At 67.4% G+C, this 15,081-nt stretch carries 15 protein-coding genes; 3 read left to right on the plus strand and 12 right to left on the minus strand.

Annotation, left to right across the window (positions count from 1 at the left end; translation table 11 throughout):
- Positions 1-6: 6 nt before the first annotated feature.
- On the plus strand, positions 7-846 hold the full coding sequence (locus ACTHQX_RS14345) for a nucleoside hydrolase (protein WP_440157886.1): 840 nt from the start codon (positions 7-9) through the stop codon (positions 844-846).
- On the opposite strand, the gene ACTHQX_RS14350 is transcribed toward ACTHQX_RS14345, so the two are convergent.
- From ACTHQX_RS14350 to ACTHQX_RS14365, 4 genes are read right to left on the minus strand one after another with little or no spacing between them, the layout of a single operon-like run.
- On the minus strand, positions 834-1,883 hold the full coding sequence (locus ACTHQX_RS14350; RefSeq protein ID WP_440157887.1) for a sulfate/molybdate ABC transporter ATP-binding protein: 1,050 nt from the start codon (positions 1,881-1,883) through the stop codon (positions 834-836). The two genes, ACTHQX_RS14345 and ACTHQX_RS14350, sit on opposite strands and share 13 nt — an antisense overlap.
- Positions 1,880-2,743, minus strand: coding sequence for an ABC transporter permease (locus ACTHQX_RS14355; protein WP_440157888.1), 864 nt, complete (start codon positions 2,741-2,743; stop codon positions 1,880-1,882). Before ACTHQX_RS14355 ends, ACTHQX_RS14350 begins: the two co-directional genes overlap by 4 nt.
- Positions 2,718-3,521 carry a molybdate ABC transporter substrate-binding protein gene (gene modA, locus ACTHQX_RS14360; RefSeq protein ID WP_440157889.1) on the minus strand — a complete coding sequence of 268 codons (804 nt, stop codon included), beginning with the start codon at positions 3,519-3,521 and terminating at the stop codon, positions 2,718-2,720. The genes ACTHQX_RS14355 and modA overlap by 26 nt, the downstream gene beginning before the upstream one ends.
- Positions 3,518-3,928, minus strand: a complete 411-nt coding sequence (locus ACTHQX_RS14365; RefSeq protein ID WP_440157890.1) for a TOBE domain-containing protein — start codon at positions 3,926-3,928, stop codon at positions 3,518-3,520. Before ACTHQX_RS14365 ends, modA begins: the two co-directional genes overlap by 4 nt.
- A gap of 217 nt (positions 3,929-4,145) precedes the next feature.
- On the opposite strand from ACTHQX_RS14365, the gene ACTHQX_RS14370 reads away from it, so the two are divergent.
- Both ACTHQX_RS14370 and ACTHQX_RS14375 read left to right on the plus strand, forming a co-directional pair.
- Positions 4,146-4,661 (plus strand): flavin reductase family protein, encoded by a 516-nt coding sequence (locus ACTHQX_RS14370; RefSeq protein WP_440157891.1) that lies wholly within the window; start codon positions 4,146-4,148, stop codon positions 4,659-4,661.
- Positions 4,658-4,939 carry an efflux RND transporter periplasmic adaptor subunit gene (locus tag ACTHQX_RS14375; protein WP_236805234.1) on the plus strand — a complete coding sequence of 94 codons (282 nt, stop codon included), beginning with the start codon at positions 4,658-4,660 and terminating at the stop codon, positions 4,937-4,939. Before ACTHQX_RS14370 ends, ACTHQX_RS14375 begins: the two co-directional genes overlap by 4 nt.
- A 170-nt stretch (positions 4,940-5,109) precedes the next feature.
- On the opposite strand, the gene ACTHQX_RS14380 is transcribed toward ACTHQX_RS14375, so the two are convergent.
- The 8 genes from ACTHQX_RS14380 to ACTHQX_RS14415 form a co-directional block, all read right to left on the minus strand.
- Positions 5,110-5,730 (minus strand): alkylhydroperoxidase domain protein, encoded by a 621-nt coding sequence (locus ACTHQX_RS14380; RefSeq protein ID WP_236805233.1) that lies wholly within the window; start codon positions 5,728-5,730, stop codon positions 5,110-5,112.
- Positions 5,727-6,395, minus strand: a complete 669-nt coding sequence (locus tag ACTHQX_RS14385; protein ID WP_236805232.1) for a CMD domain protein — start codon at positions 6,393-6,395, stop codon at positions 5,727-5,729. The genes ACTHQX_RS14380 and ACTHQX_RS14385 overlap by 4 nt, the downstream gene beginning before the upstream one ends.
- Positions 6,392-7,474, minus strand: coding sequence for a putative FMN-dependent luciferase-like monooxygenase (locus ACTHQX_RS14390; RefSeq protein WP_440157892.1), 1,083 nt, complete (start codon positions 7,472-7,474; stop codon positions 6,392-6,394). Before ACTHQX_RS14390 ends, ACTHQX_RS14385 begins: the two co-directional genes overlap by 4 nt.
- A complete protein-coding gene (locus ACTHQX_RS14395; protein ID WP_440157893.1) occupies positions 7,471-9,144 on the minus strand; it encodes a dipeptide ABC transporter ATP-binding protein in 1,674 nt (557 codons plus the stop codon). The genes ACTHQX_RS14390 and ACTHQX_RS14395 overlap by 4 nt, the downstream gene beginning before the upstream one ends.
- Positions 9,141-10,019, minus strand: coding sequence for an ABC transporter permease (locus tag ACTHQX_RS14400; RefSeq protein WP_440157894.1), 879 nt, complete (start codon positions 10,017-10,019; stop codon positions 9,141-9,143). Before ACTHQX_RS14400 ends, ACTHQX_RS14395 begins: the two co-directional genes overlap by 4 nt.
- Entirely contained in the window at positions 10,016-10,975 is a 960-nt protein-coding gene (locus ACTHQX_RS14405) for an ABC transporter permease (protein ID WP_236805229.1), read from the minus strand. The genes ACTHQX_RS14400 and ACTHQX_RS14405 overlap by 4 nt, the downstream gene beginning before the upstream one ends.
- Position 10,976: 1 nt before the next feature.
- On the minus strand, positions 10,977-12,638 hold the full coding sequence (locus ACTHQX_RS14410; protein ID WP_440157895.1) for a TIGR04028 family ABC transporter substrate-binding protein: 1,662 nt from the start codon (positions 12,636-12,638) through the stop codon (positions 10,977-10,979).
- A 187-nt stretch (positions 12,639-12,825) separates the two neighbouring features.
- Positions 12,826-15,003, minus strand: a complete 2,178-nt coding sequence (locus ACTHQX_RS14415) for an amylo-alpha-1,6-glucosidase (RefSeq protein ID WP_440157896.1) — start codon at positions 15,001-15,003, stop codon at positions 12,826-12,828.
- Between the last annotated feature and the right edge of the window lie 78 nt (positions 15,004-15,081).

Consider the following 15,081-nt stretch of genomic DNA (forward strand, 5'->3'; position numbering starts at 1 on the left):
GTGAACATGATTAATGTAGAGCCGCGCTGCCGGATTATCTTGGACAATGACTGGGCAGGTGATCCGGATGGGCTTATCGGGCTAGCCCATCATGCCTTGTCTCCTGCCAACCGGATCATCGCGGTCACGAGCTCGCTGACCAACCCGATGTTCGGGCCGCCCGACGGCATGGCCCGGGAAGGGGCGGACCTGGCCGAGGACTTGCTCCGAGTCCTGAAGCTCCCGGATCTGGCAACCGTTCACGCCGGCTCCGACGCGCCGTTCACCGGGCAGCCTCGGCACACAGCCGCCGCGCAGTCCATCGTTGACGCTGTCCGGGCAGGAGCTATTGCAGACATGCCAACGGTCCTCGTATGCGCCGGCCCGCTGACGAACGTGGCAGACGCGCTCCTTCTGGAACCGGACATCGCCGCCGCGTTCACCCTTGCTTGGGTCGGCGGGGCCGCCGCGAACGAGGACGAATACAACTACTACACGGATCCTGCCGCCGCCCGGTTTGTGCTGGCGAACCAACAACTCGCCGTGTGGCAATTTCCCATGGAGACGTACCGGGAAGTCGTCATTTCCGTTGCCGAGCTGGACTACTCGCTCAGGAACGCGGGAGCGGGCGGCACGTGGCTGTGGGAGCGGTTCAACAGCCTAAAGGTTCCGGACTTCGTCAAGTTCGGTCCGCTGTGGTGCCTGGGAGACAGTGCACCGCTCGTCATTACCGGGCTCGACGACGTCACATCCAGGTTTGAGGAAACGGGCAGTTCACCGTCCAGAAGGACCTACACGAGTGTGGACTCGAGACTGATCATCGCGGACTTTTTTGCGCGGCTGCAGCTGCACAGTCACGCCGGATAAACCGCGATGGCGGTGGCCTTGATGACGAAGTAGACGGTCATTCCCGGGGTGAGTCCCAGGTCTGCCGAGGCTGCTGGGGTGATGTCCGCGGACAGGCCGCCGGCGTGGACGCGGATCTGGTCGCCGTGGGGTTCCAGGTCCGTGATGGTGACGGCGAACGAGTTCCGCGGGCTGCCGTGCTCGGCGCTCAGGAAGACCGAAACAGCCGTCGGCGAGAAGACGGCGACGCCGTCCTGGCCGGGGACGGCACCGTCCTCGGGGTGGGCGGTGATGTCCAGCCCGCCGTCGGACGTGAGCCCGTGGCCGGTGATGATGCCGGCCAGAAGGTTCATGCCCGCCAAACCGGCGGCGAACTTGCTGCGCGGTTTCTCCAGGACCGCGCGGGTGGGCCCCTCCTCGGTGATGCGTCCGCCTTCGACCACGATGGCCCGGTCCGCGAGCATGAGCGCGTCCAGGACATCGTGCGTGATGATGATGGCCCGGCGGTTGGCGAGGACCCGTTTGAGGAGCCGGCGGAGCATGGGGGCGGCATGGATGTCGAGGGCAGCCATGGGTTCGTCGAGCAGAAGCAGTTCGGGGTCTGTGGCCAGGGCGCGGGCGATGGCGACGCGCTGCGCCTGGCCGCCCGAGAGCTGGCCGGGCCGCCGGTCCGCGAACTCCGCGGCCTCTACCTCGGCCAGCCAATGCCGCGCCGTCTCCAGCGCACCTGCCCGGTTGGCGCCGGCTGCCCGGGGCCCGAAGGCGACATTCTCCAGCACGCTCATGTGCGGAAACAGCAGCGGTTCCTGTGCGAGCAAGGCTGTTCCCCGCGTGTGCGGCGGCAGGAAATGGCTGTTCCCGCCGTCGAGGTTGAACAGCGATTTCTGTCCGAGCACGGCGTGCCCGCTGTCGGGGCGGAGGAGCCCGGCGATGATCCCCAGCAGTGTCGACTTACCGGCGCCGTTGGGGCCCAGCACGGCGACGGTTTCGGCGGCTCCGAGCGTGAGGGAGACGTCGAAGTTGCGTGCCGTCAGCGCGGCGTTAAGCGTGAAAGTCACTTTGCTCCTGCCTCTGCCGCCAGCGCCCGGGGGCGCCGGTAGGAAAGCCCGACGACGGCGACGGCCACGGCCACCAGCACCAGGGAAAGGGCGACGGCGGCATCGGCGTCGGTTTCCCGCTGCAGGTAGATCTCCAGGGGCAGGGTCCGGGTGACGCCCTGCAGGCTGCCGGCGAATGTCAGGGTGGCGCCGAACTCACCCAGGCAGCGCGCGAAGGACAGTACGGCACCGGAAGCCAGGCCGGGCAGTACCAGCGGGATGCTGACGCGACGCAGCACCGTGGTGGGACGGGCGCCCAGGGTTGCAGCGACCGCCTCGTATTTGGTGCCCGCCGTGCGGAGGGCGCCCTCGAGGCTGACCACCAGGAAAGGCAGCGCCACGAACGTCTGGGCGAGGACGACGGCGGTGGTTGAGAAAGCGATCTGGATTCCGGCCAGTTCGATGCTGCGCCCGAGCATGCCCTGGCGGCCGAACGTGTAGAGCAGGGCGATGCCGCCGACGACCGGGGGCAACACGAGCGGGAGCAGCACGAAGGCCCGCAGCAGGCGCTGGCCCGGGAAACTGGCACGGGCCAGGACGAGGGCCAGCGGCACGCCGAGCACGATGCACAGCACCGTGCTGGCGGCCGAGGTCCGCAGGCTCAGGCCCAGCGCGGTGAGGGCGGATTCGGAGGTGATGAGCGGGATGAACTGGCCCCAGTTGACCTTGGCCACCATGGCGGCCAGCGGCAGCAGGACAAACAGAGCCCCTGCTGCCGCGAGGGCGAAGACCCAGGGCGGGACACCCGTGTAGCCGGTGTCCCGCCGGTTAGTTTTGCGGGCTGTCCCGGCCTTGTTACGGGGTGCCGAAACCGGCGTCACTGAGGACCTTCCTGCCTTCGCTGCCGGTGACCGTGGCGATGAAGGCCCTGGCCAGTTCCTTGTTCTTGCTGCTGCCCACGGTGGCGATGGGGTAGGTGTTCACGGCCTGGTCCGACTCGCTGAACGGGATGCCCTTAACCTTGTCGCCCGCGTTTTTGACGTCGGTGACGTAGACCAGCCCGGCGTCGGCTTCCCCGGAGGTGACCTTGCCGAGCACATCAGTCACAGAGGATTCCTCGCTGACGGGCTTCAGGGTGGTTCCGGCGGCCTGCTCCACCGTCTCGGTGGCGGAGCCGCAGGGCACCTGCGGCGCGCAGACAACCACCTTGACGCCAGGCTTCGCCAGATCGGCGAAGGAACTGACCGACGCCGGATTGCCCGGCGGGACGGCGATCTCCAGGACGTTCGTGGCGAAGTTGCTTGCCGTTCCGTCGGTGAGCCCGGCGTCGGAGAGCTTGGCCATGTTCCTGGTGTCGGCGGAGGCGAACACATCGGCCGGGGCGCCCTGGCTGATCTGCGTGGCCAGGTCCGAGGACCCGGCGAAGTTGAGCGTGACCTTGGTGCCCGGGTTTGCGGCCTCGAACTCGGAGGCGATCCTGGTGAACGTCGGCTTGAGGGACGCGGCGGCGAACACGGTCACGGTGCCGGTGCCGGCCGCCGTCGAACTGCCGCTCTGGGTTGTGCCGGCCGCCGTATTGGAGGCGGCGCAGCCGGCCAGCCCGGCGGTAACGACTCCGGCGGCCAGCACGGCGCCAATGCGCACGTGGATGGTGCTCATATGATGCTCTTTCCCTGAGGCGTTTCGATGATGACGGTGGTGGCCTTGACGACGGCGGTGGCCACGGACCCGAGTTCAAGGCCGAGGTCACGGACGGCTTCGCTGCTCATCAGGGAGACAACGCGGAACGGGCCGCACTGCAGCTCCACCTGGGCCATGACCTTGTCCGCGGTGATGCCGGTGACCAGGCCAACGAACCGGTTGCGCGCCGAGCTGCCGACCCGGGTGGGGTCCTCGGGCAGCTGCGCCTGGTTGCGGGCGAGGTGGGCGAGTTCGAGCCCCTCGACGGCCAGCCGGCCGGAGGCGTCCTTAACCGGGGTCAGGGTCCCGCTTTCGGTCCAGCGGCGGACGGTGTCGTCGCTGACGCCCAGGAAGCGCGCGGCTTCGGAGATGCGTATTTTCGGCATGACACCATATTTGCCCATATGCGGCAATTTCGCGAGGTTATGTCCGCAAATTCGGAACTGGTCCCGATTTGCTGGGGCTTGGAAGTTGGCCGGTTTTGTTACGCCCCGCTTCGGCCGGTGAAGCTGCGTTTCCGTGCGCGTCAGTTCGTTGCAGCCGGGCTTGGGAAGCCGCCAGCAAGGTGCTTGATTGGGTCTACACGCTTCGAAAGGACTCGCCATGACGGAACTCTCAGACCTCAGCCCGCGCCGGATCCGCAACGTGCTGGGCCACTTCGCGACGGGCCTGACCGTGATCACCGCGGCAACCGAGAACGGCCCTGCCGGGTTCACCTGCCAGTCCTTTGCGTCCCTCTCGCTGGAACCGGCGCTGGTGACCTTCAGCCCGGCACGGACCTCCAGTACCTGGCCGCTGCTGCGCCAGGCAGGCCGCTTCACCGTCAACATCCTTCCCGCGGACCACCAGCATCTCGCGGCCCAGTTCGCGCGGTCCGGTGCGGACAAGTTCGTCGGAGTCGAGCACTCGCCGTCGCCCCTCGGCAACCCTGTCCTCGACGGCGCCCTGGCCTGGGTGGACTGCGAGCTGCACCAGGAGTACGACGGCGGCGACCACACCATAGTGGTGGCCGCGATCCACGCCCTGGGCGCCCGCTCCGACGTCGATCCCCTCCTTTTCTTCAAGGGCGAGTACGTCTCCGTGCAGCCACGGGTCAAAATCCTGGAGGGCGTCGCATGACACGGGGTGGCGTGGCCAAGGTCAAGGCCACGTCCCGTCGGCGTGGCCGCCGGCTCGCGCAGCCGGACATCACCGACGAGGTGTGGCTGCCCGCGGAGGACTGGGCAGCCATCAAGGTCGGGGCCAGTGTCGAGGTCACGCTTCCCTCGGGGCACTCGTACACCGGCCGCGTTGACTCCAAGACGCCGGACTCGGACCTGGTGTGGATCATCAGTTCGGCCGGACAGGGACGCCAGATGTACGGCAACCGCGACGGAGTGCGCCTCCTCCCGGTGTGAGGCCCACGCGCGTGAGCGTCCTTCTGGTTCCCCGCGGTTTCCTGGCGGCCGCGCACCTTTTCTGCCGCGGGCGCAGAGGCCCTGCGCCCGGGAAATCTGCAGCAGACCTGAACAGCAAGGAGGGTGGGCATCCGCTGGATGCCCACCCTCCTTTTTCGCTTGTGTTGGCTTTACGCCTGCGGCTTAGGCTGCGTTGGCTGTTCCGGTTCCCCGAGCGACAGCATCAGCCGGTTGGCCCAGTTGAAAAACGCGCTGCCGTGGATCACGTCGGCCAGGTCCAGCACGTCGAGGCCCTCGTCCTGCAGGGCCCGGACGTGGGCCTCGTTCAGCCGCGGCGGTGTCTGCGCCAGCGCCGCCGCTGCCGCAACGACGGCGTTCCAGCGCGACCCGAGGTCAGCGGAGGTGCCGTCGTCGAGAAGCTGCTGGACGTCGTCGTGCCGGTCTGAGTGGTGTGAGGCGAACCGGGCGTGGACGGACGCGCAGAAGACGCAGCCGTTGGCGCGGGACGTCGCAGCTGCCGCGAGTTCCCGCTCGCCGCGGGGGAGGCCTTCCTTCGTGTTGTAGAAGATGTCCTTATCGGTGCGCGTCCGAGCGCCCAGGATGTCCGGGTCGCGGGCCAATAGCCGGAAGTAGTCGCTTCCGGCGCGCCCGCGGTCCACCAGCCCGGCCAGCTGCCGCTCGGTCAGGGCCGCGGCGTCGGGCGCCTGCAGCCAGGGCCGCCATCCTAGTTCGTCCTGGGTGAAGGCCTCCGGTCGGTTCAGGGTGGGGTAGGTGGTCACTTCATCGGTCATGATCCGATCCTTACGGTCTGGGCGTCAGCCGGGTTCGCGGCAATTTCTGTCAGGGCGGGTTCCGGCAGGGCGGCGGCCAGAATCCGCAGCCCGCTGACCACCCGGAGCTGGTAGGCGAGGAACGCAACGAGCTGCGAGAGCGTGACGATGCCCGTGGTGGACCACCCCGCCGCCACGAGGGTGCCGAGGGCTGCCGGGGAAGCTTCCCGCGGCCGGAAGACCAGCAGGTGCGCGTGGTCCAGGGCCGAGCTCAGCCTGTCGCCCAAGATGCCCCTGACTGCGGCAGGGGCAGCCCATCGCAGCCCCGGACGGCTTTCGGCCTGCAGACCGGGCTCGCGGTACTCGCCGTAGGGCCCGAGCGCCACGCCCGATTCCGCTGCCTCGAGGACGGCGGCGTGGAGCGAATCGCCGGCTCCGGCCGCCTTGAACCCCTGCTCATAGAACGCCGTCGCCTCAGCGTTCCCGTGCAGCGCCGCCACGAACACGGCGACGGCGAACCGTTCTGGCAGGCTGGCTGCGGTGAGCACGTCGGGCTCGAAGAGGGCCAGGTAACTGGCTTGGGTGTTCTCCCGGGTGACGGGACGGCGCCGCCGCAGTTCATCTAAGGGCGACCCGGGGGAGACCCCCAAAATGGTGTCGACGGCGTCTTGTGCTGTGTTGCTCATTTCGCTCCTTGCTGGACGGGGTGAGATTGCTGGGCGGGGACAGATGCGGGGGCTGCTTTCCAGCCGAGCCGCGGAACCACTTCGGTGGCGGCGAGCTCGATGGAGCGCAGGATGTGCTCGTGCGGGGGATCGATGGAATGGACCTGGAAGGAAATGTCCGTTGCCCGCTGCAGGGAGCTGTCGCGGGCCAGGGATTCGACGACGTCGTCCACGGTTCCGACGTGCGAGTCGGTCGCAGTTATCAGGCCCTCGACGCCGTGGCTTTCAAAGACGTGGCCCTGGCGCTCGAAATGCGGGACGATCCGGCGCAGTCCGGCCTCGGCGAAGCGGAGCGCCTCGGCCCGGCTGTCGGCAACAAAGAGTGTGCGGGAAGCGAGGACCCTTGGCGTTGCTCCGTGCGGCAGCGCCGCCACGTAGGCATCGATGATCGGATTCTGAAGCTCGTCCAGCGGCGCCGACGGCTTTTCGGGGGACCGTGGCTGGGTGCGGGAGAGCATCACACCGTCACCTGCCCGGCCGGCGCGCTCGCCGCCAGCCACCGAGAAGGTGGCCTGCCATATCCGCTCCAGCAGTTGCGGGGCAGCCGGGTAGAGCCGGTTCGTTGAGGTTCCGAGCTCCTTGCCGCCCCAGGCCTCGGCGAGCAGCTGCAGCTTGTCCGCGAAGATCCCACGGCGTTCGTCGGAGTCCAACCCGAACGCTGTGAAGGCGGACGGCGTACCTCCCGTCCCGACGCCAACCTCGAGCCGGCCGCCGGAGAGCAGGTCCAGCACGGCGGCATCCTCGGCCGCGCGCAGCGGGTCCTCGAGGGGAAGAGTGATGATCCCGGTTCCCAGCCGGATGCGGGAGGTCCTTGCCGCAACGTGCGACAGGAACACCAGGGGCGAGGGAAGCCCGCCCTCCGACTCGTTGAAGTGGTGCTGTGCCACCCACGCGGAATCAAATCCCAGCTCCTCGGCCCTGAGGATCTGCTCCAGGGCGAGCCGGTAGCGTTCGGCGGGTCCGGCGTCGTCCAGCAGCCGGGTGAAGAAGCCGATCCTCTTGGCCGTGCCTTGCTTGGCCAGTGCGGCGGGGCGGGTCATGGTTGTGCCTTTCGGTTTCCGGGGATCGCGTCGATCAGTTCCCGGGTGTAGGAGTGCTGCGGGTTCAGGAAGACGTCATCCACCGTGCCCTGTTCCACCTGGCGGCCGTTGCTCATGACGGAGACCGTGTCCGCGATCTGGCGGACGACGGCGAGGTCATGGGTGATGAAGACATAGCTCAGGTCAAGTTCGCACTGCAGTTCCCCGAGGAGGGCCAGGATCTGGGACTGGACAGTGACGTCCAGGGCGGACACGGCCTCATCCAGGATCAGCACCTCCGGGTCGAGCACCAGCGCGCGGGCAATCGCCACCCGCTGGCGCTGGCCACCGGAGAGTTCCCGGGGATGCTTGGCGAGGAGCGACTCCGGCAGGCTGACGCGGTTCAGCAGTTCCCGCACTGTGGCGTCCCGCCCGGGTTTGGGCCCGGCGTTGAAGTTCAGCAGCGGTTCCTCGATGATTCTGGCAATGGTCTGCCGTGGGTCCAAGGAGGTGAAGGGGTTCTGGTAGACCAGCTGCACGTGCTTGCGGAACAGCCGCAGCCCTTTCGCGTCCAGTTCGGAGAGGTCTTGGCCGCCGATGACGATGTGGCCGGCCGTGGGGCGCTGGAAACCGGCGAGGGCCCGCGCCGTCGTCGTCTTTCCGGATCCCGATTCACCCACGATGGCGTGCGTCGTGCCGCGCGGAACGCTGAAGCTGACGCCGTCCACGGCCCGGAAAGCGGGTTGGTTCCGCCCCGTTGCGAATTCCTGGATGAGGTTGCGGACCGCGACGGCGGTGTCCCGGCTGGCGGCGCGTTCACCGGCGGCGGGCAGGAGCCGAGCCTTGCCGTCAGAGATCGACGGCGCGTCAGCGATCAGCTGCCGGGTGTAGGAACTGGTGGGGTGCGCGAGTACCTCGGCTGTAGGGCCTTGTTCCTGGACCCGCCCGCCCTTGAGGACCACGGTCCGGTCGGCGCGGTCGGCGGCGACGCCGAGGTCGTGCGTGACGAACAGAACGGCTGTGCCGGATTCGGCGCGCAGGTCATCGAGCAGGTCCAGGATTCGCCGCTGTACGGTGACGTCGAGGGCAGACGTGGCCTCGTCGGCAATGATCAGTTGAGGCTGCAGCGCGATGGCCGCGGCGATCAGCACCCGTTGCTTCATGCCACCGGAAAGTTCGTGGGCGTACTGCCTGGCGCGGCGCTCGGGGTCAGGTATGCCCACTCGCCCCAGCAGTTCCAGGACGCGCTGCCGGCGCTCCGCCTTCGGCAGCCTGGTATGCAGGCGCAGCACCTCCTCCACCTGCATGCCCACCGTGGTCACCGGGTTCAGGGAGCTCGTCGGGTCCTGCGGGATGAGGCTGATCTTGGCCCCGCGGATCGCTTCCAGGCGCTTCTGCGACCAGCCCGCAATGTCCGTGCCATTGAGCCGGATACTGCCGCCGTCGATTCTGCCGTTTCCGGCGAGCAGCCCGATCACGGCCTGGGCGGTCGTCGACTTCCCTGAACCGGACTCGCCTACCAGGGCGACCACTTCGCCGGGCGCGAGGTTCAGCGACACGTTGTGGACCACGCGGCGGTGCGATCCGTGGCGGTCCGCGTAGGACACTGAGAGGTTTTCGAGTTCCAGGACGGGACCGGTGTGGGCCCGTGGGCCGGCGGCTGTGGCCCCTGCTGTGAGGATTCCGGTCACGGCTGAACCTTTCGGATCGAGTGGCTGATGCGGTTGGCTGACAGGACGACGGCCACCACCACCAGCCCGGGATAGGTGGTGAGCCACCAGGACGTGGCCACGTAGTTCCGTCCCTCGGCTATCAGCAGCCCCCATTCGGGCGTGGGTGGCGGGGCACCGTAGCCAAGGAATCCAAGGGTGGAGATCGCCAGGATCGCGGCTCCGAACTGAAGCGCGACCAGTGCAAGGACGGGACCGGCGGAATTGGGCAGGATGTGCCGGCGGAGGACGGCGGCGAAGGTCCCGCCGCTGCCGAACGCGGCCTCGACGAAGTCGCTGCGCCGGACTCGCAGGACCTCGGCACGCGAGAGCCGGGCGAAGCTGGCCACCGAGCCGACGCCGACGGCGATGGCCGCGTTCACGGTGCCGAAGCCGAGGATGATGATGATGCTCAGCGACAGCAGGAGGCCGGGAATGGACAGCAGGACGTCCACAATCCGCATCACGACGGCGTCGGTGATCCCGCCGATGGAACCGGCGAGGAGACCCAGGAGGGTTCCGACCACCAGCCCCACCGCGACGGCCACCAAGGCGCCGGTCACGGAGTTGATGGAGCCATGCACGATCCTCGAGTAGAGATCACGTCCCAGCTCGTCGGTGCCGAGCAGGTGCCCGCCGCCGGGTGGCAGCAGCTTGTCCCGGGCGGTTCCCGAGGTGGCGCTGTGGGCGGTGAAAAGCCCCGGGGCGATGGTCCAGAGCGCCACGAGGCCCAGGACCAGCCAGGACAGCACCAGTCCGGGCTGGATGCGGAGGCGGGGGCGACTGGGGACTTCTTCCGGGCTGTCCGTGTCCGGGGTGGCCGTTACCGGTGTGCCGGCCAGGCTGACGTGGCTCACGTGAGGGCACCTGCCTTTCGCTTCAGTCGGGGGTCCAGGACGGGATATAGGAGGTCGACGGCCAAGTTGACCAGCACGAACGCCGCGGCGGCCAGGACCACGACGGCCTGCAGTACGGCGGCGTCCTGGCTGTTCACGGCCTCCTGGGTCAGCTGGCCTATGCCGTTGCGGCCGAAGACGGTCTCCGTGACCACCGCCCCGCCAATGAGTTCGCCCAGCAGGACACCGGCGATCGTGAGCGCGGGCAGCACGGCGTTCCGTACCACGTGGTGGCCCAGCACCCACACGTTGCTGCCGCCCCGTGACCGTGCGACGGCCACGAAAGGCTGTGTCCCGACGTCGTCGATGCTGCGGATCAGCACCTGTGCCAGTGGCGCCGAAATCGGGATCGCCAGCGTTGCCACCGGCAGTACCAGGCCCAGCGCCTCGGGCGGGTTGATCACGGGAATGAGCTTCAGTTGGAAGGAGAAGATCTGGATCAGCACGATCCCGAGCCAGAACACCGGCACCGAGATGAACAGTGACGGCAGTGACTGGACCGCGTTCCGCAGCCAGCTGAACGGCGCCAGGCTGGAGAGGAACGCTATCGCAGCGGCCAGGACCACCGCGGCCAGGAAGCCGAGTCCGGCCAGGGCCAGGGTTGACGGCACGTTGGCCGCCAGCTGGTCCACCACCGGAACGCCGGCCTGAACCGAATAGCCCAGGTTTCCCGTGAGGAAGCCCGCCAGGGAATGCAGGTATTGCAGGAATAGCGGGGTGTCCGCGCCGTAGGAGGTGCGGATGTCCTCGATCTCCTGCGGGCTCAGCCCCATGTCGGGGTTCTGGTACTTGATCAGGAGGGCATCACCGGGCAGCGCCTGAAGCAGGATGAACGCGACAGTGAAGGCGGCCCACAGCACCAGCGTGGCCTGCCCTGCACGGCTCAGAAGATGGCGGCTCAGAAGGTGGCGGCGCATGTCAGTGCTTGGCGAGCCAAACGCCGTACAGGCTGGGGCGTCCGACAGCTTCGAAGCCGAGGCCCTGCAAGTACGGTGCTGCGGCGAAGACCTGCGGCTCCTCGAAGATCGGAATCACGAGGGCCTGGTCGATCAGGTGGTTCTGGACCTCCGCGACATCCTTGAGGCGCTGTGCCGGATCGGTGCGGGACGTTTCGGCTTCCAGGAGCGCGTTCAGCTTCTGGTCCACAAAGCTCTTCACCTTCTGGCTGCTGCCGCCCTTCTGGAGCAGGGCATCGCGGTTCTTGGGGTAGAACTGGCTCTTGATGACATCCGGATCGGCGCGTCCCACCATCGCCACGGACACCGGGGTCTTCTCCGGGTCAAGGCTGTCGACGGTCTTGCTGCCCGAGTCACCGGCGAGGATGTTGAGCTTGACGCCAACCTTCTCCCACTGCTGGGCGACCAGCTGCAGCACGGCCTTGTTCTGCGGCTGCGGCAGCGATTCATAAATCGTCAGGGACAGCTGCTTGCCGTCCTTGCTGCGGATGCCGTCGGCACCCGGCTTCCACCCGGCGTCGTCCAGCAGTTCCTTGGCCTTCTCCGGGTCGTGACCGAGCTTGGCGGAGAGGTCCACGTAGCCGATGGCTTCCTTGGACAGCACCGAGGTGGCCACCGGGTAGTTGTCGGAGAAGATGGTCTCCACGATCTCGTCCCTGTCGGTGGCCTTGAGGAGCGCCTGGCGAACGCGGACGTCGGCAACGAGGGCGTTGTCGGGGCGGAAGACGATGCTGTCGTTGACGCCGCGGGTGCCGGGCGCGAAGATCTTGAAGCCCTTGGACTCCACCTGCTTCTCGTCGTAGGCCTGGACCTGGCGGATCAGGTCGCCCTGCCCGGCGATCAGTGAGCCGGTGCGCACGCTGTCCTCCGGGGTCACCACGATCTTCACCGCCTCCATGTACGCACGGCCCTGGTGGTCGGCCGTCTTGGGTCCCCAGTTGTAGTCGGGCCTGGCACTGAGGTCGACTTCCTTGCCCAGAACTTCGTTGGCGACGGTGAACGGGCCGCTGCCGATGATGTTCTTGGCGCTGCCGAGGTCGTCAAAGTTCCGGTCCAGGGTGCTGATGGACACGATGCCCGAGCCGATGGTGGCGGTGCCCTGCAGGAAGCCCGGGGAGGACTTTTTGAAGTGGAACTTCACGGTAAGGGGGTCGATGACCTCGCTGTGGTCGTAATTGTTGATCACCTCGGACACCGGCTGGTTGAGGGCCTTGTTGCCCAGGCCGTAGGTGTCGAAGTTCCGGGCGACGGCGGCAGCATCCACCGGTGTGCCGTCTGAGAAGGTGACGCCGCTGCGCAGCTTGAAGGTGTACTCCGTCAGCGCCGGGTTGCTGGTCCAGGATTCGGCGAGCCACGGCTCGATCTTGAGGGTCTCCGGGTTCTGGTAGGTCAGCTTGTCGGTGATCTGGTTAAGGATGCCGCCGTTGGGGTAGAAACCGCCGGCCGGGGGATACAGGTTGGTGTGGGCCTGCTGTTCCAGATAGGTCAGCGTGCCTCCGCTGACGGGCTTGCCGGCATCGACCTGTGCCGCGCCCGAACTGGTGCTGCAGCCGGCCAGCGCGGTGGCCAGGGCCAGGGCAGCGACGCCGGCAGCGAGACTCCGGACAGGTTTGGGTAGAGCCACGGGGGATCCTTCTTTCAGGGAGAACGGGCCTGCGCTTCCCTGACGGGCCGGGAACGCGAGGTGCGAATGGGGACGTTTTCATCACCATAGGTTCCTTCTGCTCCCCTGCTGAAGCGGCCCGACACCGTCGGTCACCCTGATTAGCACTGCGCAAAACTGCGACATTTTCCGCAACGAAAACGGGTGCCTACCTGCCCCAGTTTTCCAACCGCTCCCTCCGGCGGTGATCGGCCTGCTGGACCAGTTCGACCATCCACGGCCGGTGCCCCTGGTGGAGCGTCATCCCCTCAGACAGCCCTTGGACCGACGGGACGGAATTGGCGATGTCGATGGTGATGCGGCCGCCGCCCAGCGGAGCGTTGGTGATGTGCAGGTCCCCAAAGGACGGAGGAAGGACCGGGTCCATCCAGACGCCGCCCGCGGAAACGACGGGGTCGTACCGCATCAGGCTCGTCACCAGCTGGATGGGTGCGGTAGCTGCCCAGGCCTGCGGCGAGCACGCCGTCGGATACGGGACGGGGGCGGTGAGCTGTTCCCGGCTGAAACCGCAGAACAGCTCCGGGAGCCGGCCGTCGGAGTACTCGGCAGCATCCATCATGCCGGTGGCGATCCGCTGCGCCTCCTCGACGAAGCCATAGCGGAGGAGCCCGGCCGCGACGATGGCGTTGTCGTGCGGCCACACCGATCCGTTGTGGTAGCTGGCGGGGTTGTAGGCGCCCATGTCGCTGGCCAGGGTACGCACGCCCCAGCCGCTGAACATCTCGGGGGACATCAGCCGTTCGGCCACCTGAGGGGCCTTGTTCTCGTCAATGAGGCCCTGCAACATGCAGTGGCCCATATTCGAAGCGCAGGCATCCACCTGTCTTTTCTTTCCGTCCAGGGCAATGGCGTAGTACCCGCGTTCAGGGATCCAGAACTGTTCGTTGAATTGTTTCTTCAGCCGGGCCGCGCGGTCGGCGAGCTCATTACCAAAAGCCGTGTCCCCGGCGTCGTACGCCAGCCACGCGCGCGAAAGGTAAGCGACGTAAACGTAGGCCTGGACCTCGCAGAGTGCGATCGGCGGCTCGGCAAGCCTGCCGTTCGCGAAGTTGATGCCGTCCCACGAATCCTTCCAGCCCTGGTTGATCAGGCCCTGGTCGTTGAGGCGCTCGTACTCGACGAAGCCGTCGCCGTCCCTGTCCCCGTATTTCATGATCCACTCGAGTGCGCGGTCCGCGTGGGGCAGCAATGCAGCGATCGTGTCCGAGGCGAAGCCCCAGCGGCTGACCGCACCAAGCACCATCAGGAACAGGGGTGTCGCGTCGACGCTGCCGTAGTAGGCCGACTTGCCGCCCAGGGACAGCTCGCTGGAAACGTCGAGCCGGACCTCATGGAGGATCTTGCCCGGTTCCTCCTCGGTCATCGGGTCCACCACGGATCCCTGCCGGTCGGCCAGGGTCTGCAGCGTGCCCAGGGCCAGGGATGGATCCACCGGCATCGCCATGACCGAAGCCCAGAGCGAATCCCTGCCAAACAGGGTCATGAACCAGGGCGCCCCGGCGGCCACCACAACACGTTCAGGATGCTCGGGGTCCTCGATCCGCAGGGCACCCAGATCGTCGTAGCTGCGGCGCAGGGTCCGTTCAACCGACCGGTTGCCCATCTGCAGGACCGGAATCTTCGCCACCCACTCCCGCCGGCGCAGGTCCCTGGGCGACAAGCCGTCCCCTTCGGAATGGACGAAAGCCATCGCCGCATCGGATCCCTCGCTGCTGGGCAGCACTGTCAGGACCGTGCTCCAGTGACCGTGCGCCGGTACCGTTGCCCGGTAGGTCACCGTATCCACCGAAACGTCCGCACCGGGGGCCAGGACCACCACGCCCTTCCGGACGTCCTGCCACGCGGCCCGAATGGTGAGCGAACCGCCGTCGGCCTGCCGTTTTTCGTCCCAGCGCCGCAGGATGCGAGCCTCTTTCACCTCGAAGAGGTCAGCGAAGTCCGCCCCGATCTTTACGGCGACGACGCAGTCGACAGGCTCGAGGGAGAAATTGCGGACGGTGAGCTGCTCCTGGATGCCGGCCCCCACCTCCCGCAGCCGCTCCACGATCAAGGGACTGTCGGCGTAGCCGTCGGAGCGGGGAACCCGTCCCACAAACAGCGCCCGGTACGGCTCCTTTGTCTCGGCCGCCAGCGGCTCCAGCGCCAGGCCGTCGACCGTCAGGCTCCAGCCCGAGAGGATGCGGGCGTCCTGCACAAAGAGGCCATGCGGATGCTCTGTGCTGATGTCCCCGTTCGGCAGGGAGATGCAGAAGGACGATCCCTCGACCAAGGTGACCGTCCCGGCCCCCAAGGGGCCTGCCGCCGTATCAGCATTCCATCCAGCCATTGCGCCACCTCCGAGCAACCAGCAACAGCGTGCAGTTCGACGCTACGCTTGTGCGCTCCGCCTCGCTAGGGCTTGACT

It is taken from the genome of Arthrobacter sp. SAFR-023, from assembly GCF_051965295.1.
Classification (GTDB): domain Bacteria; phylum Actinomycetota; class Actinomycetes; order Actinomycetales; family Micrococcaceae; genus Arthrobacter.

Excerpts from the sequence above, each read along its gene's own strand:
- ACTHQX_RS14345 (WP_440157886.1), top strand. The coding sequence starts at position 7 with ATGATTAATGTAGAGCCGCGCTGCCGGATTATCTTGGACAATGACTGG.
- modA (WP_440157889.1), bottom strand. The coding sequence starts at position 3,521 with ATGAGCACCATCCACGTGCGCATTGGCGCCGTGCTGGCCGCCGGAGTC.
- ACTHQX_RS14365 (WP_440157890.1), bottom strand. The coding sequence starts at position 3,928 with ATGCCGAAAATACGCATCTCCGAAGCCGCGCGCTTCCTGGGCGTCAGC.
- ACTHQX_RS14370 (WP_440157891.1), top strand. The coding sequence starts at position 4,146 with ATGACGGAACTCTCAGACCTCAGCCCGCGCCGGATCCGCAACGTGCTG.
- ACTHQX_RS14375 (WP_236805234.1), top strand. The coding sequence starts at position 4,658 with ATGACACGGGGTGGCGTGGCCAAGGTCAAGGCCACGTCCCGTCGGCGT.
- ACTHQX_RS14380 (WP_236805233.1), bottom strand. The coding sequence starts at position 5,730 with ATGACCGATGAAGTGACCACCTACCCCACCCTGAACCGACCGGAGGCC.
- ACTHQX_RS14385 (WP_236805232.1), bottom strand. The coding sequence starts at position 6,395 with ATGAGCAACACAGCACAAGACGCCGTCGACACCATTTTGGGGGTCTCC.
- ACTHQX_RS14390 (WP_440157892.1), bottom strand. The coding sequence starts at position 7,474 with ATGACCCGCCCCGCCGCACTGGCCAAGCAAGGCACGGCCAAGAGGATC.
- ACTHQX_RS14405 (WP_236805229.1), bottom strand. The coding sequence starts at position 10,975 with ATGCGCCGCCACCTTCTGAGCCGCCATCTTCTGAGCCGTGCAGGGCAG.
- ACTHQX_RS14415 (WP_440157896.1), bottom strand. The coding sequence starts at position 15,003 with ATGGCTGGATGGAATGCTGATACGGCGGCAGGCCCCTTGGGGGCCGGG.